Origin of the sequence: Clavibacter michiganensis (assembly GCF_021216655.1) — a bacterium.
GTDB classification, from domain to species: Bacteria; Actinomycetota; Actinomycetes; order Actinomycetales; family Microbacteriaceae; genus Clavibacter; species Clavibacter michiganensis.
In genome coordinates, this window is the sequence record NZ_CP080437.1 from 692218 (window position 1) to 717287 (window position 25070).

The following is a 25070-nucleotide window of genomic DNA, read 5'->3' on the forward strand; positions in this document are numbered from 1 at the left end:
CGGGGCGTGCCACGAACGGAGATCACATGCACGCGCTGACCACCACCATCCTCGCCGAGACCGAGCACGCCATGGAGCTCGCCGCTCCGCTCTGGGTGTTCCCCGCGGTCGCGGCGGTCGCGTTCCTCGCGCTCGGGGTGGTCATGTTCAGCTTCCGTGACGTGGCGAACCGCCACTCGGAGAAGTGGGGCAAGCCCCCGGTCGCCGAGCAGGGCCACGGCACCGCCGACTCGACGCACTGAGCGCGAGCACCCGCCAGATGACGACACCCGCGGCCCCGCGCCTCCGCATCGGGGTCATGGGCGGCACGTTCGACCCCATCCACAACGGCCACCTCGTCGCCGCGAGCGAGGTGCAGCAGCACCTCCAGCTCGACGAGGTGATCTTCGTCCCCACCGGTCAGCCGTGGCAGAAGCAGACCGTCACGGACGGCGAGCACCGCTACCTGATGACCGTGATCGCGACCGCGGCCAACCCGCGCTTCACCGTCAGCCGCGTCGACATCGACCGCGCGGGCACCACGTACACGATCGACACGCTCCGCGACATCCGGCGGACGCACCCGGACGCGGAGCTGTTCTTCATCACGGGAGCGGACGCCATCCAGCAGATCCTGGGCTGGAAGGACGTCGCCGAGCTGTGGGACCTGGCGCACTTCGTCGCCGTCACCCGCCCCGGGCACGACCTCACCGAGAGCGGCCTCCCGCACGCCGACGTAAGATTGCTGGAGGTCCCGGCGCTGGCGATCTCCTCGACCGACTGCCGAGCCCGTGTCGGACGGGGCTTCCCCGTGTGGTACCTCGTCCCCGACGGAGTCGTCCAGTACATCTCCAAGCACCACCTGTATCGGAGCCCGCAATGACCCCCTCCCACGACGCGCCCGACACCGGGCCGACCTCGTTCGACGACGGTCCCGCTCCCGCGACCCTCGGCCTCAGCCGCCGCGAGATGCGCGCCGCGGAGCGCGCCCGCGCGCTGGCGCTCGGCATCGACGAGGCGGACGACGCCCCCGCGGACGAGCCCGCCGCCGCCGCGGACGACCCGACCGCCGGTCCCTCCGACGAGCGCCCCGCGACGCCGACCACTGCCGACGCCGAAGCCTCCTCCACCTCGCGAGGAGACGGATCGGGGTCCCGGCCCGACGAGGCGACGACGCCTCCGGCCGTCCCGCTGTCCGCTCCGGGCATCGGCCCCGACACCTCGGCCATCCTCCTGTCGGGCGGAGTGCTCACGCGACGCCAGCTCCGCGCCATCCGCGAGGCCGAGGAGGCCGCCCGCGAGCAGCGCGGATCCGAGCACGATGAGGCGCAGTCGACGCCCGCCGGCTCGGAGACGGGCTCGACACCGTCCGACGTGGAGCCCACCGCCGCGGCCGTGGACGACGCGCCTCCCTCCTCGTCAGAGACGTCCGTCCCGCCGTACGCGCGGTACGGCCGAGGATCCCGCGCGACGCCGCGGCCCCGTGCGCCCTACGGGAGCGCCTACCGTCGGGGGACCGCCGCGGAGGCGACGGGCGCACCCGCAGCGGACGCACCCGCGGCGGACGTCGAGGCTCAGGAGAAGGCATCTGACGCGACCGTGCCGGCGGACCGCGAGGCGACCCCCGCCGAGACGCCGTCGGCCTGGCCGTTCGCGCCGATCGTCCCCTCGGGCGACGCCGCGGGTCGCGACGTGGACGCGTCGGGCGAGCAGCCGACCGTCCCGCCCCTCGCGGCCCACTCGCGGCGCTCCGATGAGGATCCGCGTCCCACCCCCTCACTCGACGCCACGCCGTGGGTCACGGGATCCGCCGAGCCGGCGCTCGAGCCGGCGTTCGGCACGCGGGCGTCCGCCGCGGAGGACCTCCCGGACGATCGGACCGAGACGCCGGATGCCGACTCCGCTTCGACCGTGCCCGCCCCGACGGACTCCGCAGCGCCCGACGCCCGCGCGCCGTACACCCCGCCGACGGGTCACTGGTCCGTGCAGGACCAGGTCGACGAGCACCAGCCCCACACGGGCAACCACTTCATCCTCCCGACCGTGCCGCACGCCAACGACATGCAGCAGGCGCTCAACAGCACGGGCGAGATCATCATCACCGGCTCCATCGACCTGCCGCGCAGCCTCGGCTCCATGGGCACGCACCCGGACCGCTTCGACACGGCCGACATGGACCGCATCCTCGAGCAGGGCGACGACCACGACCACGCGCCGGGCGGCACCGACTCGGAGCCCGTCCGCGCCAGCCGCGCCGTCAGCACGCACACCTCGACGCGCGCCGTGGTGCAGCCGCCGCCTCGCAAGCGCTTCACCGCGCCTGTCGTCGCGGCCGTCGCCGCGGGCGGGGTCGCCGTCATCGGCGCCGGCCTCGTCATCGTCGCGTTCATGACGAATGTATTCTGATCGTCTGATGCACCATCCCACCCGTCCCGGAAGGACTCTGTGACCGCTTCTCCCCGCGCCCTCGACCTGCTCAAGGTCGCCGCCCTCGCTGCCGACTCCAAGCAGGCCATCGACCTGGTCGCGCTCGACGTCTCCGGGCCGCTGCCCCTCACGGACGTCTTCCTCATCGCCTCGGCCCGCAACGAGCGGAACGCGCAGGCGGTCGCCGACGAGATCGAGGACAAGATGATCGAGGCCGGCGCCAAGCCGCTGCGCCGCGAGGGGAAGAGCGAGGGTCGCTGGATCCTCCTCGACTTCGGCGACGTCGTCGCCCACGTCTTCACCGAGGAGGACCGCATGTACTACTCGCTGGAGCGCCTCTGGAAGGACTGCCCCGTCGTCGCCCTCGAGATCGAGCCGACGGCGTCCGCATCCTGATCCTCCGCCACGCGACCCGCGAGGAGCTCGCATGAAGTGCCCCAACGACTCGGCCACGCTCGTGATGAGCGAGCGCGCCGGCGTCGAGATCGACTACTGCCCCGACTGCCGCGGCGTGTGGCTCGACCGCGGCGAGCTCGACAAGATCCTCGATCGCGCGGAGCAGGAGATGCGGTCCGCCCCGGCGGCCGCGTCGCCCGTTCCCCCCGCGGCACCGCTCGGCGGGTACCCGGACCCGGGTCGCGACGACCGCCGTCGGGATGACGACCGCCGCGGGGACGACCGCCGCCGGGAGGACGACTGCGATCGCGGCTACGGCATCCCCGCGGACGGCTACGGCGACCGCAGAGGGCAGGGCTACCCCCGCACGGGCGGATACGGGGACGGCGACGGGCACGGCGGGAAGCGCCGCAAGAAGGAGAGCTGGCTCAGCGAGCTCTTCGACTGAGCGACGCTCGGAGGTCGGCCGCCGACGAGGATGCCCTGGTCATGGGGCGGTCGGAATGTGTAGTAATGTAGACGAGTCGCTTCCGCAGGGAAGCGGATCACGGGTCTGTGGCGCAGTTGGTAGCGCACCTGCATGGCATGCAGGGGGTCAGGGGTTCGAATCCCCTCAGATCCACCCTCGAGCCCCGCTCCTCCTCACGGAGGCGCGGGGCTCTTCCCGTCTCGCCGGGAGGATCAGGACGCTCGGGCCGGCCCGACGCGCTCGACGTGTGCCCCGCCGCTCGAGAACAGCCGCTCCAGCCGCTCGATGGCGGACTCCTCCACCGTGGAGCCCCGTCCCCTCTCGAGGCCCGCCAGGACGGCGCTCAGCCCGCCCGCTCCGCGGACGACGTGGGTCGGCACCCGCGAATGACCCGGACGCTGCTCGGCGGCCGCATGGAGGACGACGTCCGCGTGGCTGTACAGCACGACGGTCTGGAACCAGGGCGCCGAGCCCACCTCCCGCACGAGGTGGGCCCTCAGCCGCTCCGACTGGATGCGCACCTGCTTCACGGGCGCCTTCGCTCCGATGTGGGTGCGGACGACGAGCGTCCCGGTCTGCGGATCCGGCCGCACCTGCACGGCCGAGGTCTCGGCGCCCTCGGGCAGCTGCAGGAGCGCGCCGAACGACGCGTGCACGGAGGACGGGCGGACGCCGTCGAAGACGACGCCCGCCCAGTGCTTGTTCTCGATGATGAGGGCACCCCGCGGAGTGACCAGCACGTGATCGACCTGCGCCATGAAGCGCCTCTCGTCCTCCGTCACGACGAAGACCACGTTGGTCGCCAGCAGGCCCGGCAGACGCGCGGCGGCGCAGGACGCGGCGATCAGCGCATGGGACACCGCCTCGCTCTCCCAGGTGGTGGCGAGACGGCCGCGGGCCTCCTCCGCGTCGGCGACAGCCGCGGCGAGACGCTCGTCGAGCAGCGCGAGCTCCCGCGCATGGGCGGTCGACCGGGAGCTGAGGAGCGACGCATGCCCCGCCTCGAGCTCGGCGACCCGCCGTGCGTGGAGCTCGCTCTCCTCTCGCGCGGCCTCTGTGCGACGCGCGTCGATGCGGCGGCCGACCCGGACCAGCACGGCGATGGCGACGAGGAGCAGGACGACGAGGGTCCAGGCGGCGATCTGCATGGGGTCAGGCAAGCACGAGGGCTCCCGTCCGCGCAGGATCCGCTCCCCGATCGGGGGGCTGTCCTCCACTTGGAGGACCCGGGTACCGTTGCTCAGGTCATCGACCCCTGGAGCTCCACAATGTCGCACGCCACTCTGCACCGGACGCGCACCACCGACCCGCACCGCACGTCGGTCGTCGGCTCCGCGGTGCTGGGGTTCCTGTCCGCCTTCGTGGTCGGCGCGGCCGTGATCGTGACGCTCCTCATCACCTCCTTCGCGCAGGGCACCGAGGGCTACCCCGGGCTCGACGTGCCGGGCGTGGTCGACACCCGCATCGACCACGGCAGCGTCGTGACGCAGATCGGCCCGGGCGGGTTCCTCTTCCCGTTGGCTGCCGGCCTCCTCGTCGGGCTCATCGTGGCCGTCGTCGTCTACGCGCGTCAGCGCGGCGTCGAGGACTGACCCGGCCGATCGGCCTGCCGCACGCGCGTAGGGTCGAGGCGATGCCTGCCCGTCCCGCCCGTCTCCGTCTCCGTCCGCGGATCCGCCGAGCCGCCCTCCTCGCCGCGACGACCGCCGTCCTCCTCCTCGTGAGCGGCTGCACCTCGCCGGATGCCATGGAACCGCCGACCGCGACGCCGACGGCACCGCTGCGGGTGGTCTCCCTCGGCGACTCCTACTCCACGGGCACGGGACCCGCCGAGCCTCTGCCCGGCGACCCGGGGGTGTGCGGGCGCACCGTCGCCTCCTCCGTCCGGGTCGCCGCGGCCGCGGTCGGCGCGGATCTCGTCGACGCGGCCTGCGACGGCGCCAGCACGGCGGACCTCGTGGGCACGCGCGAGCGAGGCGGGCAGACGGTGCCCGCGCAGCTGGACGCCCTCGCCGACGGCGCCGACGTGGTCCTCGTGCGCCTCGGGGGCAACGACCTCGGCTTCCCCGCCCTCGTGGGCGGGTGCCTCGCGCGGGATCCTGCGGGACCCGTCGCCGCCGGGCCGACGACGTGCGTGGACGCGCTCGCGCCCGCGGGCGGGACCGACGCCGTCCGCGCCCGCATCGACGGCGAGGTGGCGACGCGCCTCGCCGAGGCCTTCGCGCGGATCCTCGCCGCGGCCCCCGAAGCGCGCATCGTCGCGCTCGGCTACCTCACCGTGCTCGGCGACCCGGATGCGCTCCCGCCCGAGGGCTGCCTGCGAGCCACGGCCACGTCGGCGGTCAACGGCCAGGTGCTCCTCGCCGACCGGGACGCGGCGTGGCTCGCAGGGATCCAGCGCGAGCTCGACGGCGCGATCGCGCGGGCGGCCGCCGACGCCGGCGCGCGATTCGTCGACCAGGAGACGCCGACGGCCGCGCACGGCGCGTGCGCGGGCGATGCCGGGGATCCGTACGTCGCGGGGCTCGGCGGCAGCGCGGGAGACGTGCCCCTGCATCCGAACGCCGCGGGGCTCGCCTGGGAGTCGGAGGTCCTCGCCGACGTGCTGCGCGAGGAGGCGACGGCGCTCGGCCGCTGATCCGCGGCCGCGGCCCGGGACGGCGATTCTTGGTTCGTGTGGGTTCCTGTGGGATCGTGTTGCTTCTCCCGCGGATCGGGGCTACAGTGCGAGGACGCGAGGCGCCAGTGCCCCACGGAGTCGAAGGAGACCGCCCATGTACGCCGAAGAGCGCCAGGACAGGGTGGTCGCCCTCCTCGAGCGCACCGGCCGCGTCGCGGTCCTCGGCCTGGCCCGCGATTTCGACGTGACGACCGAGACCGTGCGCCGGGACCTGGCGCAGCTCGAGAGCCGCGGCGTGCTCCGCCGGGTGCACGGCGGCGCCGTCCGGGCCGACCGGTCCACCCGGGCCGAGGAGAGCCTCGACACCCGCGGGGCGCGCAACACGGCGGCCAAGGCGCGCATCGCCGACGCGGCCATGGCCTTCCTGCCCGCGAGCTTCGAGGGATCCATAGCGCTCGATGCGGGCACCACCACGGGTCTCGTCGCGGAGCGCGTCGCCGCCTGGCGGCCCGAGGTCCCCGGCCGCACGCTCGTGGTCGTCACGCACTCCATGGCCGTCGCGCAGACCGTCACCCGCAACCCCGCCGTCGAGGTGCAGCTGCTCGGCGGCCGCGTCCGCGGCATCACGAGCGCGGCCGTCGGCCCCGCCACCCTCGGCCAGCTCGCGCGCCTGCGACCCGACATCGCCTTCATCGGCGCCAACGGGATCCACGCGGAGTTCGGCCTGAGCACCCCCGACGAAGAGGAGGCGGCCGTGAAGACCGCGTTGACCCGTGGATCCCGACGCGCCGTGGCGCTCGTCGACGCGTCGAAGGCGGGGGAGGAGGCGCTCGTCGGCTTCGCGGCCCTCGACGACCTCGACGCGCTCGTGACCGACGTCGCGCCCGACGGCCCGCTGGCCGCGGCGCTGGCGGCCGCCGAGGTGGAGGTGATGGTCGCGTGATCCTCACCCTCACCGCCAACCCGAGCCTCGACCGCACCATCGACCTCGCCGGCGCCCTCGCGCGCGGCGCCGTCCAGCGGGCCCGCGGCGTCGCCGAGCAGCCGGGGGGCAAGGGCGTCAACGTCTCGCGCGCGCTCATCGCCTCGGGCCTCGACACGATCGCGCTGCTGCCCGGGCGCCTCGACGACCCGATGCTCGTGGCGCTGGCCGCCGAGCGGATCCCGCTGGACCACCTGGACATCGACGGCCGCGTGCGCCAGAACGTCACGCTGACGGAGCCCGACGGCACGACCACCAAGGTCAACGAGCCGGGGCCCGTGCTCTCCGCGGCCGAGGCGGACGCGCTCGTGGCGCTCGTCATCCGGCACGCGCGCCGGGCGAGCTGGCTCGTGCTGGCGGGATCGCTGCCGCCCGGCCTCGACGACGACTTCCATGCCCGCGTGGTGCAGGCCGTGCGCGCCGAGCTCGGCGACGCCGCGCCGCTGATCGCCGTCGACTCGTCGGGCGCGCCCATGGCCGCGCTCGTCGCATCCGGCGCGGTCGTGGACCTCGTCAAGCCCAACGCCGAGGAGCTCGCCGAGCTCGTCGGCCTCCCCGACCCGGATGCGCTCGAGGCCGACCCCCGGCTGGCCCACGACGCATCCCGCTCCCTCGTCTCGCGCGGCTGCCGGGCGGTCCTCGCGACCCTCGGCGCGCGGGGCGCCGTCCTCACCACGTCCGAGGGCGGGTGGCTCGCCACCATGCCCCCGATCGTGCCGGTGAGCACCGTGGGCGCGGGAGACTCGTCGCTCGCGGGCTACCTGTTCGCCGACCACCGCGGGGCAGGACCCGAGGGGCGGCTGGCGCAGGCCGTCGCCCACGGATCCGCCGCCGCGTCCCTGCCCGGCAGCACCATGCCGTCCCCCGACCAGACACGGCCGGACAGCGTCACCGTCCAGCCGCTCCTCCCGATCGCCGCCGATCGCTGACCCGCCCCACCAGGAGAAGAACATGCCATCGCTCATCACGAACCGCCTCGTGCTCCTCGACGCCGACCTCGGCGCCGACCGCGAGCACGCCGTCCGCACGCTCGCCGAGCGCGTGGTCGCGGAGGGCCGCGCCACCGACGCCGACGCCCTCTTCGCCGACGCGTGGGAGCGCGAGTCCAAGACCGACACCGGCATGGGCGGCGGGCTCGCGATCCCGCACTGCCGCTCCGCCGCGGTCACCGAGGCCACGCTCGTCATGGCACGCCCGAAGCCCGCCGTCGACTTCGGCGCCCCGGACGGCCCCGCCGACCTCGTCTTCTTCATCGCCGCGCCCGACGGAGCCGACCAGGAGCACCTCGTGCTGCTGTCGCGCCTCGCCCGGTCGCTCATCAAGCCGGAGTTCGTCGAGGCGCTGCGCACCGCGACGGACGAGGACCAGGTCGTCTCGCTCGTGGAGGGCGCGCTCGTGGACGAGCCCGCCTCCTCGACGGGCGCCCCGGCCGCTGCCGCTCCCGCCACGTCGGGGTCCGCACCCGCGGCGACAGCGCCGGACGCGCACGCGCCCGTGCTCATCGCCGTCACCGCGTGCCCCACCGGCATCGCGCACACGTACATGGCCGCCGACTCCCTCGTCGCGGCGGCGAAGCGCGCAGGTGTCGAGCTGCACGTCGAGACCCAGGGATCCTCCTCGGTCACGCCCGTCGACCCCGCGATCATCGCGCGGGCGACGGCCGTGATCTTCGCGGTGGACGTGGACGTGCGCGATCGCGCGCGCTTCGCCGGCAAGCCCGTCATCCAGTCGCCCGTCAAGCGCGGCATCGACCAGCCCGACCAGATGGTCGCCGAGGCCGTCGCGGCGGCGAAGGACCCGAGCGCCCCGCGCGTTCCGGGTGGCGCGTCGTCGTCCGCCGGATCCGAGCAGGCCTCCCCGCAGGCGTCGCAGTCGGTGGGCGCGCGCCTCAAGCGCTGGCTGCTCACGGGCGTCAGCTACATGATCCCGTTCGTCGCGGGCGGCGGCCTCCTCATCGCGCTCGGCTTCCTCCTCGGCGGGTACCGGATCACCGAGACCGCCTCCGATGTCGTGCTGCAGAACTCGCTCGCGAACCTGCCCGCGGGCGGCCTCGGCCAGTACCTCGGCGCCGTCGCGTTCGTCATCGGCAACGCGTCGATGGCGTTCCTCGTGCCCGCGCTGGCCGGCTACATCGCCTACGCCATCGCCGACCGGCCGGGCATCGCGCCCGGCTTCGTCGCGGGATCCATCTCCGTCATCATGGGCGCCGGCTTCCTCGGCGGCCTGGTGGGCGGCCTGGTCGCCGGTGGCATCGCCTACGCCATCGGCCGAATCGACGTGCCGCGCTGGCTGCGGGGCCTCATGCCCGTCGTGATCATCCCGCTGCTCGCCTCGATCGTCGCCTCCGGCCTCATGGTCATGGTGCTCGGCGGCCCGATCGCGGCCCTCACGCGCGGCCTCAACGGGTTCCTCTCCGGCCTCACCGGCACGTCGGCCATCGTCCTGGGCATCATCCTCGGCGTCATGATGTGCATCGACCTCGGCGGCCCCATCAACAAGGTGGCCTACTCGTTCGCGGTCGCCGGCCTCGGCGCCGGATCCATCACCGACCAGACGCCGTGGGAGATCATGGCCGCGGTCATGGCCGCCGGCATGGTGCCGCCGCTCGCCCTGGCGCTCGCCTCCACGGTGATCGACCGCCGCCTGTTCAGCCCGGCCGAGCGCGAGAACGGCAAGGCCGCGTGGCTCCTCGGCGCCGCGTTCATCTCCGAGGGCGCGATCCCGTTCGCCGCCGTCGACCCGCTGCGCGTGATCCCCGCCAGCATCGTCGGCGGTGCCGTCACGGGCGCCATGGTGATGGGCCTCGGCGTCGTGTCGCAGGCCCCCCACGGCGGCGTGTTCGTGCTCTTCGCGATGAACGGCACGTTCCTCGGCTTCCTCGCGTCCGTCGCGGTCGGAGCGGTGATCTCCGCGTTCCTCGTCGTGCTCTTCAAGCGCTTCACGACGAAGCGCCCGGAGGCCGTCGCCGAGACGTCCGCCGCCGACCAGGGCGTCCCCGTCGCGTCCTGATCCCGACCCGTCCGAACCCGCCCGTCCCATCCGAAACACCTGAAGGAGAACGTCCATGACCGAGCGCACCGCCACCATCGGCAGCCGCGTGGGCCTGCACGCCCGACCCGCATCCCTCTTCATCGAGGCCGTGCGCCGCACGGGCATGCCGGTGAAGATCAGCAAGCCGGGCGGCACGCCGCTCGACGCGACGAGCATCCTGTCGCTGATGAGCCTCGGCGCCGCCAACGGCGACCAGGTGGTCCTCACGGCCGAGGGCGACGGCGCGGACGCCGCGCTCGACGAGCTCGCGGCGCTGCTCGAGAGCGACCTCGACGCCGTCGAGTAGCCGACCCCACGTCGAGAGGCCCGGACACCGCGATGCGGGTCCGGGCCTCTCGTCGTGTCAGGCGACGCGGCTGGTCACCACTCGGCGACGCGGTAGTCCTTGAGGAAGACGCCCGAGATGTCCTCGCCGGCCTGGCCCATGACGATGGGGTCGTAGACCCGGGCGGCGCCGTCGACGAGGTCGAGCGGCGCGTGGAAGCCCTCCTCGGCGAGGCGCACCTTCGTGGGGTGCGGGCGCTCGTCGGTGATCCAGCCCGTGTCGACGCTCGTCATGAGGATGCCGTCCGTCTCGCGCATCTCGCGCGCCGAGGTGCGGGTCATCATGTTGAGCGCGGCCTTCGCCATGTTCGTGTGCGGGTGGCCGGGGCCCTTGTACGCGCGGGCGAACTGGCCCTCCATGGCGCTGACGTTGACGACGTACTTCCGGCGCGACGCCGACGCGGCCATCGCGGGGCGCAGCCGGCTGACGAGCAGGAACGGCGCCGTGACGTTGGCGAGCTGGACCTCGAGCATCTCCAGGGGATCGACCTCGTGCACGACCTGGGTCCAGCTGTTCGCGTCGTGCAGGTCGGGCACGAGGCCGCCCGCGTCGATCGCGGTGCCGGCCGCGAGGCGCGCCAGCGACGACGAGCCCGCGGTCATGGCGAGCTCGGTGACCTCGGCGGCGGTGATCCCGGTGGCGGTCGAGAGGATGGGGTGCGCTGCGACGGACGCGGCGAGGGCCGCCGGGTGCGCATCGGCCGTGTGGCCGAACGTGAGCAGCTCGGGGAGGTCGCCGTCGGGCAGGGGCGCCGCCTCGGCCTCCGACAGCGGCGCGTACGAGCCAGGGGAGCGACGCACGGTCTGCGCGGCGTTGTTGATGAGGATGTCGAGCGGACCGGCGGCGGCCACCGCGTCCGTGAGCCCGATGACCTGCGCGGGGTCGCGGAGGTCGAGGCCCACGATGCGGAGGCGGTGCACCCACTCGTGCGCGTCGGGCAGGCCTGCGAAGCGGCGCACGGCGTCGCGCGGGAAGCGGGTGGTGATGGTGGTGTGGGCGCCGTCGCGGAGGAGGCGCAGCGCGATGTGCATGCCGATCTTGGCGCGGCCGCCCGTGAGGAGCGCGCGCATGCCGGAGAGGTCGGTGCGGGCCTCGCGCTTCGCGTGGTTGAGGAGCGCGCAGTCCGGGCAGAGCTGGTGGTAGAACGCGTCGACCTGCGTGTAGTGCTGCTTGCAGATGTAGCAGGGGCGCGAGCGCAGGAGCGTGCCGGCGGTGGGCTTCGCGGTCGTGATGGCCAGCGGGATCCCGCGGGTCTCGTCGTCGATGCGGTCGGGTGCGCCCGTGGCGGTGGCGGCGACGACGGCGCGGTCGGCGCTGGCGACGGCCTCGCGCTTCTCGAGCCGGCGGGCCTTCTTCACCTGCTTGAACATGGAGGCGGTGGCGCGGCGGACGGCGACGAAGTCGGGGTGCTCCTCATCGATGTCGGCCAGCGAGCCGAGCACGCGGAGGGCGACGGCGAGGTCGGCGGGATCGATGGCCGATCCGGGGGCGGCCGACCGGTCGGGGGAGGAGATGGCATCGGGCAGGGGGGTGACGGGATCCGCGGGGCGGGCGGGGTCGTCGGGCAGGGCGTCGGAGGGCACAGGAGATGATACCCGGGGCGTCGACGGCTCCCGGGCGTCGACGGCTCGACGGCGGCGGCGGCCGACGGGGACCGGGCGGCGCTACATCGTGGTGGCGAAGCCCACCGCGGCGGCGATGACCGCCCAGAGCGCGATGGTGACGACCACGAGGGCGATGACCCCGGTGCGGCGGTCGCGCCAGCGAGCCCGCTCCGTCTCGGGGTCGACGGGAACGGACTCGAGGGCGGCGACGACGGCGGTCGCGTCGTCCGCGACGTGACCCGCGGTGGCCTCGTCCGGGGCGGCGGGCGGCGTCGATGCCGGGGTCGGGTGGAGCGGGGCGCGGTCGGGACGCGGGTCGAGCGGGAGGGACGGCATCCGGCGACCGTACGCGCTGGCGCCCCGAGGACCCTGCCGCCTGTGGAGAACTCCGCAGCGGGACGCGTGGGGGAGGATGGACGCATCATGTCGGACACCGCGCTCGCCCCCACGCTCACCGAGGAGGCGGCCCGGCTGGCCGTGGACGGGGCGACCGACGACGCCATCTACGACGCGTTCGCCGAGTGGGCGCTGGCGCAGGGGATCGAGCTGTACCCGGCGCAGGACGAGGCGGCGCTGGAGATCGCGTCGGGCGCGAACCTCATCCTCTCGACGCCGACCGGCACGGGGAAGTCGCTCGTCGCGGTGGCAGCGCACTTCGCGGCGCTCGCCCGGGGACGCCGCTCGTACTACACGGCGCCCATCAAGGCGCTCGTCTCCGAGAAGTTCTTCGCCCTCGTGGAGCTGTTCGGGGCGGCCCAGGTGGGCATGGTCACGGGCGACTCCTCCGTGAACCCGGACGCGCCGATCATCTGCTGCACCGCCGAGATCCTCGCCAACCGGTCGCTCCGCGGCGGCGCGGACACGCCCGTCGACCAGGTGGTGATGGACGAGTTCCACTTCTACGCGGATCCGCAGCGCGGCTGGGCCTGGCAGGTACCGCTCCTGCTCCTGCCGCACGCGCAGTTCGTGCTCATGTCGGCGACGCTCGGCGACGTGACCGACCTCGCGGACGACCTCACGCGCCGCACCGGGCGTCCGACGGCGCGCATCACGGGCATCGAGCGGCCGGTGCCGCTGTTCTTCCACTACGCGGTGACGCCCGTGCAGGAGACCGTCGAGGAGCTGCTCGACACGAAGCAGGCGCCCGTCTACATCGTGCACTTCGCGCAGGCGGCGGCCCTCGAGCGGGCGCAGGCGCTGTCGAGCATCAAGATCGTGACGCGGGAGCAGCGGGACGAGATCGCGGAGATCATCGGCGGCTTCCGGTTCAGCACGGCGTTCGGCAAGACGCTGTCGCGGCTCGTGCGCGCGGGGATCGGCGTGCACCACGCGGGCATGCTGCCGAAGTACCGGCGGCTCGTCGAGCAGCTCGCGCAGCAGGGCCTCCTCCGGGTGATCTGCGGGACCGACACCCTCGGCGTGGGGATCAACGTCCCCATCCGGACGGTGCTCTTCACGGGCCTCACCAAGTACGACGGCACGCGGATGCGGCAGCTCAACGCGCGCGAGTTCCACCAGATCGCGGGACGCGCGGGCCGGGCCGGGTACGACACCGCGGGCACCGTGGTCGCGCAGGCACCCGAGCACGAGACCGAGAACATCAAGATGCTCGAGCGCGCGGGCGACGACGTGAAGAAGCGGCGGAAGCTCGTGCGCAAGAAGGCGCCGGAGGGCTTCGTCTCGTGGGGCGAGCCGAGCTTCCGCAAGCTCATCGACGCGGAGCCCGAGCGCCTGACGTCGAGCATGCAGGTGAGCCACGCGATGATGCTCAACGTCATCGCGCGCGGCGGCGACGTGTTCGCCGACATGCGCGCGCTCGTCGAGGACAACCACGAGCCCAGGGGCCGCCAGCTCGCGCTCGCGCGTCGTGCCCTCGCCATCTACCGGACGCTGCGGACGGCCGGGATAGTGGAGCAGGTGGACGGCCCCGACGGCGGGCCCACCCGGATCACGCTGACGGTGGACCTGCAGGCCGACTTCGCGCTCAACCAGCCGCTGTCGCCGTTCGCGGTCGCCGTGTTCGAGATCCTCGACCGCGAGTCGCCGACCTACGCGCTCGACATGGTGAGCGTCGTCGAGGCGACCCTCGACGACCCGCGGCCGATCCTGTCGCAGCAGCAGTTCAAGGCCCGCGGCGAGGCCGTGCAGGCCATGAAGGCCGAGGGCATCGAGTACGACCAGCGCATGGAGCTGCTCGAGGGGATCACCCACCCGAAGCCGCTCGAGGAGCTGCTCGACCAGTCGTTCGCGACCTACAGCGCGAGCCAGCCGTGGATCGGCGACTTCGCGCTCAGCCCGAAGTCGGTCGTCCGCGACATGTACGAGCGGGCGATGTCCTTCAGCGAGCTGATCTCGTTCTACGGGCTCATGCGCTCCGAAGGGCTCGTGCTCCGCTACCTCTCCGACGCGTTCCGGGCGCTCCGGCAGACCGTCCCCGACGAGGCGAAGACCGAGGAGCTGCTCGACGTCATCGAGTGGCTGGGGGAGCTCGTGCGCCAGGTCGACTCGAGCCTCCTCGACGAGTGGGAGGAGCTGTCGCACCCGACCCAGGCTCCCGGCGACGCGCCCGTGCTTCCGCCCGCGCCGAAGCTCCTCACGTCGAACACGCGCGCGTTCCGGATCCTCGTGCGCAACGAGCTGTTCCGCCGCGTGCAGCTCGCGGCGCGCGAGGACCTCCAGGCGCTCGGCGAGCTGGATCAGGCGGCGGGCTTCGACGCGGACGCGTGGGGCGACGCGCTCGACGGCTACTTCGGCGAGTACGACCGGATCCTCACCGACGGCGACGCCCGAAGCCAGGCGCTCGTCACGATCGAGGAGGGCCCGACCGCGTGGACCGTCCGGCAGGCGCTGCACGACCCCGAGGGCGACCACGACTGGGGCATCGAGGCGACGGTGGACCTCGACGCGTCGAACGAGGCAGGCGAGGCCGTCGTGCGCGTAACCCGCGTGGGCACACTCTCGTGAGCGTCGCGCCCCGTCTGCCCGACCTGTCCGGGCGGACGATCCTCGTCACGGGCGCGAACGGCGGCATCGGGTTCTGGACGTCCGCGCAGCTCGCCGCGGCGGGCGCCCGCGTGCTGCTCGCCTGCCGCTCCGCCGGACGCGGGGACGCGGCCGCCCGGACGCTCCGGGCGCGCGTGCCGGGGGCCGACGTGGATGTCGTGTCCCTGGATCTCGCGAGCCTGGCCAGCGTGGACGCCTGCGTCGCCGCCGTGCGGGAGGACCTCGACGCGATCGTCGCGAACGCGGGCCTGACCCCGGCGGGCGGCCGCGCGCGGCACCGCCGGACGACGATCGACGGGTTCGAGGAGCTCATGGGCACGAACGCGCTCGGCCACTTCGCGCTCGTCGCCGGGCTCGCGCCGCGGCTGCGGGCGGGCGGACGCGTGGTGATGCTCGGATCCCTCGCCCATCGCTTCTCGCCGCTCGACCTCGGCGACCTCGCGGGGGAGCGCCGCATGCCGGCGCTCGTCCGGTACGGGCGATCGAAGACGGCCTGCATGGTGATCGCGGCCGAGCTCGACCGGCGGTGGCGCGCCGCGGGATCCGACCGCGTCGCACTCGCGGCGCACCCCGGCTACTCGGTGGACGCGCTGACGCCGCCGCAGGATCCGGCCCACCATCCGCACGGACTCGACGCCGCGCGCCGACGGCTCTCGAGGGCCGGCCGCGTCCTCGTGCAGGGCAAGGACGCCGGCGCGTGGCCGGTCGCGCACGCCGCGGCCGCGGACGGCGTCACGGGCGGCGCCTTCTGGGGTCCCTGCGGTCCGCTCGAGCTGACGGGCGCGCCTGCTCCCGCGTTCGTCGCGGAGCACGCGCGATCGCGGGCCGTCGCGGAGCAGCTGTGGGCCGCCGCCGAGGACGCGACGGGGATCCGCTTCCGGCCCTGACCACGGCCGCCCGGCTCAGCCCCGCGGCGTCCCGAGCACGTCGTCGAGCGCGTCGCGGAACGCGGCCGTCTCCTCGGGGGTGCCGACGGAGACCCGGAGCCAGCCCTCGGGTCCGGTCTCGCGGATCAGGACGCCGCGGTCGAGCAGCCCCTGCCACACCGCGTGGCGATCGGGGAACCGGCCGAAGAGCACGAAGTTCGCGTCCGAGGGCGCCACCTCGAAGCCGCGGCCGCGCAGCCACTCGACGAGCGCGTCCCGCTCCTCGCGCAGCGACGCGACCTGCGCGAGCAGCACCCCGCTGTGCCGGAGGGCGGCGGTCGCGCTCACCTGCGTGATCCGGGACAGGTGGTACGGCAGGCGCACGATCCGGAGCGCGTCGACGACCGCGGGGGACGCCGCGAGGTACCCGAGCCGGCCGCCCGCGAAGGCGAACGCCTTGCTCATGGTGCGCGACACGATCAGGCGCGGGTTGTCGGGGAGCAGCGAGATCGCCGTCGGCACGCCCTCGCGACGGAACTCGGCGTAGGCCTCGTCGATCACCACGACGCCGGGGGCGACCGAGAGCACGTGCTCGATCTCGGGGATCGTGAGCGCGGTGCCCGTGGGGTTGTTCGGCGAGGTGAGGAACACGACGCTCGGCTGGTGCTGCTCGACGAGCGCCGTGACGTTCGCGAGGTCGAGCGTGAAGTCCTCCTGGCGGCGCCCCGAGACCCAGCGCGTGAGCGTGTTGCGCGCGTACTCCGGGTACATCGCGTAGTGCGGCGCGAACGAGAGGGCGACGCGGTCGGTGCCGCCGAAGGCCTGGAGCACCTGCTGCAGCACCTCGTTGGATCCGTTCGCCGCCCAGACGTTCTCCGGCCCGAGCTCCAGGCCGCTGTCCGCCGTGAGGTAGTCCGCGAGCTCGGTGCGGAGCTCCAGGAACTCGCGGTCCGGGTAGCGGTTGAGCCCCCGCGCGGCCTCGAGCACGGCCTCGCTCACGGCCACCGCGACCTCCTCGGGCAGCGGGTACGGGTTCTCGTTCACGTTGAGGAGCACGGGCACGTCGAGCTGCGGGGCGCCGTAGGGCTCCTCGCCGCGGATCCCGTCGCGGAGGGGCAGGTCGGCGAGGGTGGTCTCGGACCAGTCGGGGCTCATGGGTCTCCTCGGGTTCGGTCGGGTCCCCATCCTCCCATCGACCGGGCAGGCGGACGCCCGGCGCGGGGCGGCTAGGGTCGACGGATGCGCTCCCCCCTCGCCCGGATCACCCGCGTGCGGCTCCCGGGGGACGTGCACCGCACCGAGTCCGCGCCGCCGCGCTGGCTCCTGCTCTCCCGCCGCTACGGGTCGCGGGCGATCCCCGTCGAGCACGACCTCGAACGGCGCATCGTGCTCGGCTTCCGGGTCGCGATCAAGGTGTTCCGGTCGCCCGGGGGCAACGCGGGCCGCACGCCCTCGGCCGCTCCCCGGGACGCGCGGCCGGCCTTCGTGCTCGTGCACGGGATCGGCGTCTCCTCGCGCTACTTCCACCCGGTGGCCGCGTTCCTCGCCGAGCACGGGACCGTGTACGCGATCGACCTGCCGGGCTACGGCGAGTCGCCGCGGGTCCATCGGGACGTGACGCTCGACGACCACGCGGCCGTCGTCGCCGAGGTGATCCGCATGCACGGGCTCGTGGATCCCGTCGTCGTCGGCCACTCGATGGGGACCCAGATCGTGACGCGGCTCGCCGTCGACCACCCCGAGGTCGCCGACCGGATCGTGCTCATCGCGCCGACGCTCCCGCCGCGGACGCGCGGCCTCGTGCGGGCGGCCCTCGCGCTCGCGGTCGACACCCTCCGCGAGCCGCTGCTGGCGAACGCCGTGGTGCTGGGCGACTACTTCCTGCGCTGCGGGATCCCGTACTACCTCCGGCAGCTGCCGCACCTCATCGAGGACGCGATCGAGGAGCGGGCGCCGCGGATCCGCGCGCGCACGCTCGTCCTGGTGGGCGACCGGGACGCCGTGGTCGACCGCCGGTTCGCGCGCGACCTCGCCTCCCGGATCCCGCGCGGGACGTACCGCGTGGCGCGCGGCCCGCACGTCGTGATGTACACCGATCCCCTCGGGGTCGCGCGCGCGATCGTGGAGCATGCCCGGGCCAGCTGAGGCGGCGGATGCGCGGCCGACGCACCGCGCGCCGGTCAGGCCCGCCGCGCCCGGGCAGGATGGACGGGTGACCGACGCAGGACCCGACCCGCTCCCGCCGCTGCCGCTCCTCCGCCAGGCGCTCGACTGGGCCCTCGACTACGCCTACGTCCTCCGCTGGCAGATCGCCGCCACGCTCTCCCGCGACGACGCGCGCTCTTTCGAGGACGGGCGCGACGACCGGCCGACGATCCTCGTGCTTCCCGGAGTCTACGAGCGCTGGCAGTTCATGCTGCCGATCATCCGTCGGCTGCACGCGCGCGGGCACGGCGTGCACGTGGTCGGCACGCTCGGCGCGAACGTGGGCCGGATCGCCGAGATGTCGCGCCGGGCCCGCGCGTACCTCGAGGCCGAGGACCTGCGCGACGTCGTCATCGTCGCGCACAGCAAGGGCGGCCTCATCGGCAAGCACCTCATGGCGTTCGGCGACCCGGACCGGCGGATCCGCGCCATGGTCGCGATCAACGCGCCGTTCGGGGGATCCTCGTACGCGCGCCTGTTCCCCGTCCGCAGCATCCGCGACTTCTCGCCGCGGGACGCCGCGCTCGTGGAGCTCGGTCGGTCGCGCGAGGTCAACGCGCGGATCACGAGCCTCTTCGCGCGCTTCGACCCGCACATCCCCGGCGGGAGCGCGCTCGACGGCGCGACGGACGAGCGCGTCCGGGCGTCGGGGCACTTCCGCATCATGGGCGACGAGGACGTGCTGCGCCGCGTCGAGGCCGCGATCGACCGGGCCGGGTCCTCGGCCGCACCGCCCGCCTGATACCGCTCCGGGCGCGGCGCATACTGGGCACATGCCCGACCCCGCCGCCCCCGCCCGCGCGGACGGCCACCCGGACGGCACCGCAGACGGCCGCGGGCGCACGGTGCTCGTCGTCGCGATCCTCGCCTCCTTCGTCGCGTTCCTCGACGGCACGGTGGTCAACGTCGCGCTGCCCGCCATCGGGGAGGACCTCGGCGGCGGTCTCGTCTTGCAGCAGTGGGTCGTGGACGCTTACCTCATCACCCTGGGCGCGCTGATCCTCCTGGCCGGCTCGCTCTCCGACGCCTTCGGCCGCGTGCGCGTGCTGCGCTGGGGCCTCGTCGGCTTCGGCGTGACGTCGCTCGTGTGCGCGATCGCGCCGACGGCCGTGATCCTCATCGCCGCGCGCGCCGCCCAGGGCGCGGCAGGCGCGCTGCTCGTGCCGAGCTCGCTGGCCCTCATCGCGCAGGCCTTCCGCGGTCCCGCGCAGGCGCGCGCCATCGGCTCGTGGACGGCGTGGACCGGTACGGCCATGCTCGTCGGCCCCGTGCTCGGCGGCGTGCTCGTGGACGCGCTCGACTGGCGGCTCGTGTTCGGGATCAACGTGCTGCCCATCGCCGTGACCCTCGTGCTCCTCGCGCGGCTCCCGCACGACGCGCCGGTGGCGGACGGCACGCGCGTCGACGTGCCGGGCGCGGTGCTCGGCGCCCTCGGGATCGGCGGCCCCGTCTTCGCGCTCATCGAGCAGTCGCGGCTCGGGATCGGGCACCCGCTCGTGGTCGGCAGCCTCGTCGTCGGCGTCGCGTGCCTCGTGCTCTTCGTGGTGCGCGAACGGCGCACCGCGCACCCGATGCTGCCGCTGTCGCTCTTCCGGGAGCGGGACTTCCTCGTCGGCAACATCGCGACGATCGGCATCTACGGCGCGCTGTCGCTCGGCGGCTTCGTGATCGCGGTCTTCCTGCAGCAGACCGGTGGGCTGTCGGCGACGGCCGCGGGCTTCGCGCTCGTGCCGACCACCGTGATCATGCTGCTGCTGTCGACGCGGTTCGGGGCCCTCGCCGGGCGGATCGGGCCGCGGCTCCTCATGGGCGCGGGTCCGATCGTCGCGGGCGGCGGCTACCTGCTGATGCTGCGCGTCGCCGAGCCCGTGGACTACTGGGGGCAGCTCCTGCCGGGCATCCTCGTCTTCGGCCTGGGCCTGTCGATGACGGTCGCGCCGCTGACCGCGACGATCCTCGAGGCCGTCCCGCCCGCGCAAGCGGGCATCGCGTCGGCCGTCAACAACGCCGTCTCGCGCGTCGCCGGGCTCGTCGCGATCGCCGCGATCGGCCTGGTCGCCGGGCCCGACCTCGACGTGGCCGCCTTCCACCGCGTGGTGCTCGTGACGGCGGCGCTGCTCATCGCGGGCGGGCTGGTGTCCCTCGTCGGGATCCGCTCGCGCCGCGCCGTGGCCGCTGCCCCTGCCTCGGGCGACGCGGCGGGCTAGACGGCCAGCAGCACCTTGCCGACGTGCTGCGACGACGCCACGTGGGCGTGCGCGGCGGCCGCATCCTCCAGGGGGAAGACGCGGTCGACGACCGGTCGCACGGATCCGTCGGCGACCGCCGGCCACACGTCCGCGCGGATCGCGGCGACGATGCGCGCCTTGTCGTCGGCGTCGCGGGCCCGGAGCGTCGTACCCCAGATCCGTCCGCGGCGTGCCATCAGCTGGCCGAGCGCGATGCTCGTGGGCGCGCCGCTCTGCGCGCCGATGACCATGATCCGGCCATCGCGCGCGAGGGCCCGGATGTCGCGGTCGATGTAGTCGCCGCCGATCGCGTCGAGCACGACGTCGGCGCCGTGCCCGTCGGTGGCCTCGAGGAGCGCCTGGACGAAGTCCTGCTGGCGGTAGTCGATGAGGATGTCCGCACCGAGCGCCCGGCACGCCTCGAGCTTCGCCGGGCTGCCCGCGGTCACCGCCACGCGGGCGCCGAGCCGGGCGGCCAGCTGGATCGCCATGGTGCCGATGCCGCTCGACCCGCCGTGCACGAGCAGCGTCTCGCCCGGAGCGAGCCCAGCGTCGAGCACGACGTTCGACCACACTGTCGCGACGACCTCGGGCAGGCCGGCCGCCTCCACGAGGTCGAGGCCATCGGGCACCGGGAGGACGTGGCGCTCGTCGACCGCGACGAGCTCCGCGTAGCCGCCGCCGGCGAGCAGCGCGCACACGCGGTCGCCGACGCCCCAGCGCGTCGCACCCGCGCCGACGGCCGCGACCGTGCCGGACACCTCGAGCCCCAGGTGCGTCGGCGCGCCTGCGGGCGGCGGGTACGCGCCCTGGCGCTGGCTGAGGTCGGCGCGGTTGACGCCGGCGGCGGCCACGCGGATCAGGACCTCTCCGGGGCCGGCGACCGGATCCGGGAGGTCGGTGAGGGAGAGGACGTCGGGGCCGCCGGGGGAGGGGAAGGTGATCGCGCGCATCCCGCCACGGTACGCCCGCCGCGGCCCGCATCCGGCCGCCCCCAGAAGTACATGAACTCGCAACTGAATCCGGGAATAGGACTCCGATCCATGCGCTTGCATACCTTCGAGGCCGTCGGCCCGCACCCATGACCCCTGTACGAAAGGCACGCACATGAGCGACACCACCACCGTCCCCGGCTACATCGCCGGCACCTGGACCATCGACAAGACCCACAGCTCCGTCGGCTTCAGCATCCGCCACATCATGATCAGCAAGGTCAAGGGCACGTTCAAGGACTTCGACGCCGAGATCGTCACGGGCGCCACCCCCGAGCAGAGCTCCGTCAAGGCCCACGCGACCATCGCCTCGATCGACACGAACGAGCCGAACCGCGACCAGCACCTGCGCACCAACGACTTCTTCGACGCCGAGAACAACCCCACCATCGACTTCGTCTCCACCGCCGTGCGCGTGGAGAAGGACGGCGACGCGAAGGTCGACGGCGAGCTCACCGTCCGCGGCGTCACCAAGCCCGTCACGTTCGACGTCGAGTTCGGCGGCTTCGGCGGCGACCCCTACGGCAACACCAAGTTCGGCGCGACGGCCACCACGGTCATCAACCGCGAGGACTTCGGCCTCACCTACAACGCGGCCCTCGAGACCGGCGGCGTGCTGCTCGGCGACAAGGTCACCATCACGCTCGACATCCAGGCGGTCCTCGCGACCCCCGCGGCCTAGCTCGCGCCGGCCGGGCCTCCGTCCGGCCGCCTCCGCCACGCGCGGATCCGACGCCCCCGTTCCTCTCGCTGGAACGGGGGCGTCGTCGTGCCCGGACGCGTCGTGCCACGGGGCGTCGGGCCGGGGGTGCCTCCGGTCAGGGCACGAGGCCGAGCGCGCGGAGCGTCTCGAGGGGGCGCTCGACGTGCGCGAAGTGCCCGGCGTCGGCGACGACCGCGGAGGAGGCACCCGGGATGTCGCGTGCAAGTCGGGCCAGGTCGTCCGGCGTGACGAAGACGTCACGGCGGCCCCGCACGGCGGTGACCGGGCAGGCTATCCGCGGCCACAGGTCACCCGCGGGGTAGGCGACGGCGATCTCCGTGGCGCGGAGGAACCCGCGGGGCCGCACCTCCACGGCCAGCGCGGCGATGACCGACCCGCGCACCCGCCCTCCGTGCGCGAACAGGGGCCGGGTGAGCTGACGCAGGAGGCCCGTGCGCTGGAGCATCCGGACGAGCGCGAGCCCGGGTGCGCCGAGGAGGCGCGTCACGTGGATCGAGCCGAGCATCATGCTGAAGCCCGGCAGCGTGCCGAAGCACCGGATCGGGTGGGCCGCGCTGCGCATGACGGAGTACAGGGTGGGCGACACCAGGGCCACGGAGCGCACGCGACCCGGGTGCCTGGTTGCCAGGTCGAGGGCGAGGAAGCCGCCCATCGAATGCCCGACGAGCAGGCAGCCGACGTACCCGAGGTCGTCGACCACGCGGATCACGGCGTCGGCCACGGCTTCCGGGGTGGACCGGGCGGCGTCTTCCGGGCCCGCGGAGCCGCCCCAGCCGGGGAGGTCGACGGCCACGACGTCCTCGAGCGGGTGACCGGCGTCCCGGGCGGCGCGGAGGGCGGGCGTCCACGTGGTCCACGCGCCGGCCGCGCCGTGGAGCAGCACGGTGGCCGTCTCCGAGCGACGCGTCGGCGCGTGGTGGTGCCGGACGACGCCGAGCGCCGTGTCGGTCGACCCCGCGACCAGGCCGGCGGCGCGCGGATCCGGGTCGAGCTCGGAGGGGCAGTAGCCGTCCTCCGGTGGAGCCGGGCGACGCGACGGCCGACCGCCGTCCACGACGACGGGGGCGGATCCCTCGGGACGGGGACGGAGCGGGGGGATGCGCACGGACGGCCTCCGGAGCGGTACGGGATCCGGACATGCTCGCGGACGGTCGTCCCGCGGCGCGGGTCCCCTCCCCAGGGCCGCCCGGCCCGTCCGCCGCAGGACGTGGAGCGCCTCAGGCGTCGAGGCCGAGCGCCCGCAGCGTCTCGACGGGGCGCTCCACGTGCGCGAAGTGGCCGGCGTCGCGGATCACGGCGGAGCGCAGCGACGGCACGGCCCGCGCCAGCAGGTCGAGGTCGTCCCGGGAGACGAAGACGTCGTCGTCGCCCCGCACCGCGACCACCGGGCAGGCGATGCGCGACCAGAGCCCGTCGGCGTCGTAGCCGCGCGTGACCTCCGCCGCGAGCGAGAACGCGCGGGGCCGGGCCTCGGTCGCGATCGCGTCGACGATCGAGCGCCGCACGTGCCAGCCGTGGGCGAACAGCGGCAGCGCGATCGGCCGCATGAGGCGGATGCGGCCGACGCCGCGGATGAGCGCGGTGCCCGGGCGGCCGAGCCGGCGCATGGTGCGCATCACGCCGAGCATCATCGTGAAGCCCGGGATGAGCCGGAACTCCCGCACGGGATGCGCGACGCTCGCGATGACCGAGTACGTCGTGGGCGAGACGAGCGCGACGGAGACCGCGCGATCGGGATCGCCGGCTGCGATGTGCAGCGCGATGAAGCCGCCCATGGAGTGGCCGACGAGCCGCCAGCGCGCGTAGCCGAGGCCGTCGACGACCGCGCGGACGGCGTCGGCGATGGCGTCGACCGTCGCCTCGTCGTCGGTCGCGTCGAGCGGGGATCCGCCCCAGCCCGGCAGGTCGATCGCGACCACGTCGGCGAACGGGACGCCCGCGTCGCGCGCGGTGCGGATCAGCGGCGTCCAGGTGGTCCAGGATCCCGCGGCGCCGTGCAGCAGCACCGTCGCGGTGTCCGATCCGCGGACCCGCACGTGGTGGTGCCGCACGACGCCGAGCCCGGTGGGCGTGGTGCCGCGAACGAGGCCGGATCCGGCGGGATCCGCATCGAGCTCGAGCGGGCTGTAGCCGGGCAGGGGCCGGGTCACTCGGCGCCGCCGATGATCTCCGAGCGGATGCGGCGGATGTCCTCCAGCAGCGAGCCGATGAGGATCCAGTGCTCGTCGCTCGGCTGCAGCACCACGAGCGGGGCCGTGAGCGCGGGCTCCTCCCGCGGGTCGGCGCCATCCGCGCGGGCGTCGCCCGGCAGCGCGTGCTCCGCGAGGAGCCGCACGTCGTGGGCGGCGCGCGTCAGCTCGGTCGCGATCCCACGCACCACGGGCTCCTCGGCGAGCGACGGGTCGTAGCGGTCGTGCACGGCGCGCGTCATGCCGACCACGCGGTTGACGAGCACGGTGAGCGTCGCGAGCAGCTCCCGGTCGGCCTCGAGCAGCGCCCGGTGCCGCCGCCGGAGCGGGTTGAGGGTCAGGCTCTCGAGCCCCCTGTCGACCTCGGCGACGGCCTTCGTGTGCCGCGGCCGCAGCTCGCGCGCGCGGACGAGCATGCGGTCGAGCTCCTCGCGCTCGACGGGCTCCGACAGCGCGCCGGCGAGCCGGTCGAGGGCCGCGGCGCAGTCGCCCGCGAGGCCGACCACCGCGCGGCGGCTCGCCTCGTGCAGCACGGGCGGCGCTATCGCGATGTTGACGACCACGCCGATGGCCGCTCCGAGGATCGTCTCCACGATGCGGTCGACCGCATACACGGGCGAGAGCTGGCCGATGGCGAGCACGAGCATCGCGCTGATCGGGATCTGCGTGCTCGACCCCGGCGTCAGCCGGAAGACCCAGCCCACCAGCACCGCCACGACGACCGCGAGCAGGACCACCCCACTCGACGTGCCGAGCGCGAGGCCGAGCCCGAGCGCGAGCAGCACGCCCGTGATCACGCCGAGGCTGCGTTCGACCGCCTTGCCGAAGGTCTGGTTGATGCTCGGCTGCACCACGAGCAGCGCCGCGATCGTCGCGAAGATGGGCAGCTGCGCGGGCAGCAGGGCGATGCAGACGAACCAGGCGATGATCGCGGCGACCGACGTCTTGACCACCTGGACGAACGGGATCCGCGTGGTGGTGCGGACGGTCGTGGTGATGCGCACGTGCGG

25 protein-coding genes and 1 tRNA gene are annotated in these 25070 nt (G+C 74.2%); 18 read left to right on the forward strand and 8 right to left on the reverse strand.

The window, feature by feature from the left end; genetic code table 11:
• Positions 1-26 precede the first annotated feature (26 nt).
• The 6 genes from K0V08_RS03205 (at position 27) to K0V08_RS03230 (ending at position 3424) form a co-directional block, all read left to right on the forward strand.
• On the forward strand, positions 27-242 hold the full coding sequence (locus K0V08_RS03205; protein ID WP_012038180.1) for a hypothetical protein: 216 nt from the start codon (positions 27-29) through the stop codon (positions 240-242).
• 17 nt (positions 243-259) lie between these two features.
• Positions 260-862 (forward strand): nicotinate-nucleotide adenylyltransferase, encoded by a 603-nt coding sequence (gene nadD / locus K0V08_RS03210; RefSeq protein ID WP_012038181.1) that lies wholly within the window; start codon positions 260-262, stop codon positions 860-862.
• Positions 859-2385 carry a hypothetical protein gene (locus tag K0V08_RS03215; RefSeq protein WP_012038182.1) on the forward strand — a complete coding sequence of 509 codons (1527 nt, stop codon included), beginning with the start codon at positions 859-861 and terminating at the stop codon, positions 2383-2385. Before nadD ends, K0V08_RS03215 begins: the two co-directional genes overlap by 4 nt.
• A 39-nt stretch (positions 2386-2424) precedes the next feature.
• Positions 2425-2802, forward strand: a complete 378-nt coding sequence (gene rsfS, locus K0V08_RS03220; protein ID WP_012038183.1) for a ribosome silencing factor — start codon at positions 2425-2427, stop codon at positions 2800-2802.
• Positions 2803-2833: 31 nt separating this feature from the next.
• On the forward strand, positions 2834-3250 hold the full coding sequence (locus tag K0V08_RS03225; protein ID WP_012038184.1) for a TFIIB-type zinc ribbon-containing protein: 417 nt from the start codon (positions 2834-2836) through the stop codon (positions 3248-3250).
• 101 nt (positions 3251-3351) lie between these two features.
• Positions 3352-3424, forward strand: a tRNA-Ala gene (locus K0V08_RS03230).
• Between the two features lie 59 nt (positions 3425-3483).
• Here the strand turns inward: K0V08_RS03230 and K0V08_RS03235 are convergent.
• The gene (locus K0V08_RS03235; protein WP_043560772.1) at positions 3484-4419 is read right to left on the reverse strand and encodes a nuclease-related domain-containing protein; all 936 of its coding nucleotides are present in this window, start codon (positions 4417-4419) and stop codon (positions 3484-3486) included.
• 120 nt (positions 4420-4539) lie between these two features.
• Here K0V08_RS03235 and K0V08_RS03240 point away from each other — a divergent pair, with 120 nt between their 5' ends.
• The 6 genes from K0V08_RS03240 to K0V08_RS03265 all read left to right on the forward strand — a co-directional run bounded on the left by K0V08_RS03240 (position 4540) and on the right by K0V08_RS03265 (position 10210).
• Positions 4540-4863, forward strand: coding sequence for a hypothetical protein (locus K0V08_RS03240; protein WP_012038186.1), 324 nt, complete (start codon positions 4540-4542; stop codon positions 4861-4863).
• Positions 4864-4904: 41 nt separating this feature from the next.
• A complete protein-coding gene (locus K0V08_RS03245; protein WP_012038187.1) occupies positions 4905-5909 on the forward strand; it encodes an SGNH/GDSL hydrolase family protein in 1005 nt (334 codons plus the stop codon).
• Positions 5910-6045: 136 nt separating this feature from the next.
• Positions 6046-6834, forward strand: coding sequence for a DeoR/GlpR family DNA-binding transcription regulator (locus K0V08_RS03250; protein WP_012038188.1), 789 nt, complete (start codon positions 6046-6048; stop codon positions 6832-6834).
• Complete coding sequence (locus tag K0V08_RS03255; protein ID WP_079532985.1) at positions 6831-7802, forward strand: 1-phosphofructokinase family hexose kinase; 972 nt, start codon at positions 6831-6833, stop codon at positions 7800-7802. The genes K0V08_RS03250 and K0V08_RS03255 overlap by 4 nt, the downstream gene beginning before the upstream one ends.
• Positions 7803-7824: 22 nt before the next feature.
• Positions 7825-9882, forward strand: a complete 2058-nt coding sequence (locus tag K0V08_RS03260) for a PTS fructose transporter subunit IIABC (protein WP_079532987.1) — start codon at positions 7825-7827, stop codon at positions 9880-9882.
• Between the two features lie 55 nt (positions 9883-9937).
• Positions 9938-10210 carry an HPr family phosphocarrier protein gene (locus tag K0V08_RS03265; protein WP_012038191.1) on the forward strand — a complete coding sequence of 91 codons (273 nt, stop codon included), beginning with the start codon at positions 9938-9940 and terminating at the stop codon, positions 10208-10210.
• A 74-nt stretch (positions 10211-10284) separates the two neighbouring features.
• Here the strand turns inward: K0V08_RS03265 and K0V08_RS03270 are convergent, their stop codons facing one another.
• Positions 10285-11832, reverse strand: a complete 1548-nt coding sequence (locus K0V08_RS03270; protein ID WP_375232099.1) for an SDR family oxidoreductase — start codon at positions 11830-11832, stop codon at positions 10285-10287.
• Between the two features lie 81 nt (positions 11833-11913).
• On the reverse strand, positions 11914-12189 hold the full coding sequence (locus K0V08_RS03275) for a hypothetical protein (RefSeq protein WP_079532990.1): 276 nt from the start codon (positions 12187-12189) through the stop codon (positions 11914-11916).
• Between the two features lie 87 nt (positions 12190-12276).
• Between K0V08_RS03275 and K0V08_RS03280 the strand changes: the two genes are divergently transcribed.
• Together K0V08_RS03280 and K0V08_RS03285 are read left to right on the forward strand one after the other, a co-directional pair.
• Positions 12277-14817: a DEAD/DEAH box helicase gene (locus tag K0V08_RS03280; RefSeq protein ID WP_079532992.1), complete on the forward strand. Its 2541-nt coding sequence runs from the start codon at positions 12277-12279 to the stop codon at positions 14815-14817.
• Positions 14814-15743, forward strand: a complete 930-nt coding sequence (locus K0V08_RS03285; RefSeq protein WP_079532995.1) for an SDR family NAD(P)-dependent oxidoreductase — start codon at positions 14814-14816, stop codon at positions 15741-15743. Before K0V08_RS03280 ends, K0V08_RS03285 begins: the two co-directional genes overlap by 4 nt.
• A gap of 15 nt (positions 15744-15758) precedes the next feature.
• Here K0V08_RS03285 and K0V08_RS03290 read toward each other — a convergent pair whose 3' ends face one another.
• Positions 15759-16877, reverse strand: a complete 1119-nt coding sequence (locus tag K0V08_RS03290) for a histidinol-phosphate transaminase (RefSeq protein WP_012038196.1) — start codon at positions 16875-16877, stop codon at positions 15759-15761.
• An 84-nt stretch (positions 16878-16961) separates the two neighbouring features.
• Between K0V08_RS03290 and K0V08_RS03295 the strand changes: the two genes are divergently transcribed.
• The 3 genes from K0V08_RS03295 (at position 16962) to K0V08_RS03305 (ending at position 20134) form a co-directional block, all read left to right on the forward strand.
• Positions 16962-17867, forward strand: coding sequence for an alpha/beta fold hydrolase (locus K0V08_RS03295; RefSeq protein ID WP_012038197.1), 906 nt, complete (start codon positions 16962-16964; stop codon positions 17865-17867).
• Between the two features lie 67 nt (positions 17868-17934).
• A complete protein-coding gene (locus K0V08_RS03300; RefSeq protein ID WP_012038198.1) occupies positions 17935-18669 on the forward strand; it encodes an esterase/lipase family protein in 735 nt (244 codons plus the stop codon).
• Positions 18670-18700: 31 nt separating this feature from the next.
• Positions 18701-20134: an MFS transporter gene (locus tag K0V08_RS03305; RefSeq protein ID WP_079532998.1), complete on the forward strand. Its 1434-nt coding sequence runs from the start codon at positions 18701-18703 to the stop codon at positions 20132-20134.
• On the opposite strand, the gene K0V08_RS03310 is transcribed toward K0V08_RS03305, so the two are convergent.
• Entirely contained in the window at positions 20131-21108 is a 978-nt protein-coding gene (locus tag K0V08_RS03310) for an NAD(P)H-quinone oxidoreductase (protein ID WP_012038200.1), read from the reverse strand. The genes K0V08_RS03305 and K0V08_RS03310 overlap by 4 nt on opposite strands.
• A 154-nt stretch (positions 21109-21262) precedes the next feature.
• On the opposite strand from K0V08_RS03310, the gene K0V08_RS03315 reads away from it, so the two are divergent.
• Positions 21263-21829 (forward strand): YceI family protein, encoded by a 567-nt coding sequence (locus tag K0V08_RS03315; RefSeq protein ID WP_012038201.1) that lies wholly within the window; start codon positions 21263-21265, stop codon positions 21827-21829.
• 136 nt (positions 21830-21965) lie between these two features.
• Here K0V08_RS03315 and K0V08_RS03320 read toward each other — a convergent pair whose 3' ends face one another.
• The 3 genes from K0V08_RS03320 to K0V08_RS03330 form a co-directional block, all read right to left on the reverse strand.
• The gene (locus K0V08_RS03320) at positions 21966-22976 is read right to left on the reverse strand and encodes an alpha/beta hydrolase (protein WP_231689051.1); all 1011 of its coding nucleotides are present in this window, start codon (positions 22974-22976) and stop codon (positions 21966-21968) included.
• 112 nt (positions 22977-23088) lie between these two features.
• Positions 23089-24021 carry an alpha/beta hydrolase gene (locus K0V08_RS03325; RefSeq protein ID WP_079533000.1) on the reverse strand — a complete coding sequence of 311 codons (933 nt, stop codon included), beginning with the start codon at positions 24019-24021 and terminating at the stop codon, positions 23089-23091.
• A complete protein-coding gene (locus K0V08_RS03330; protein ID WP_012038204.1) occupies positions 24018-25064 on the reverse strand; it encodes an FUSC family protein in 1047 nt (348 codons plus the stop codon). Before K0V08_RS03330 ends, K0V08_RS03325 begins: the two co-directional genes overlap by 4 nt.
• Positions 25065-25070: the final 6 nt, after the last annotated feature.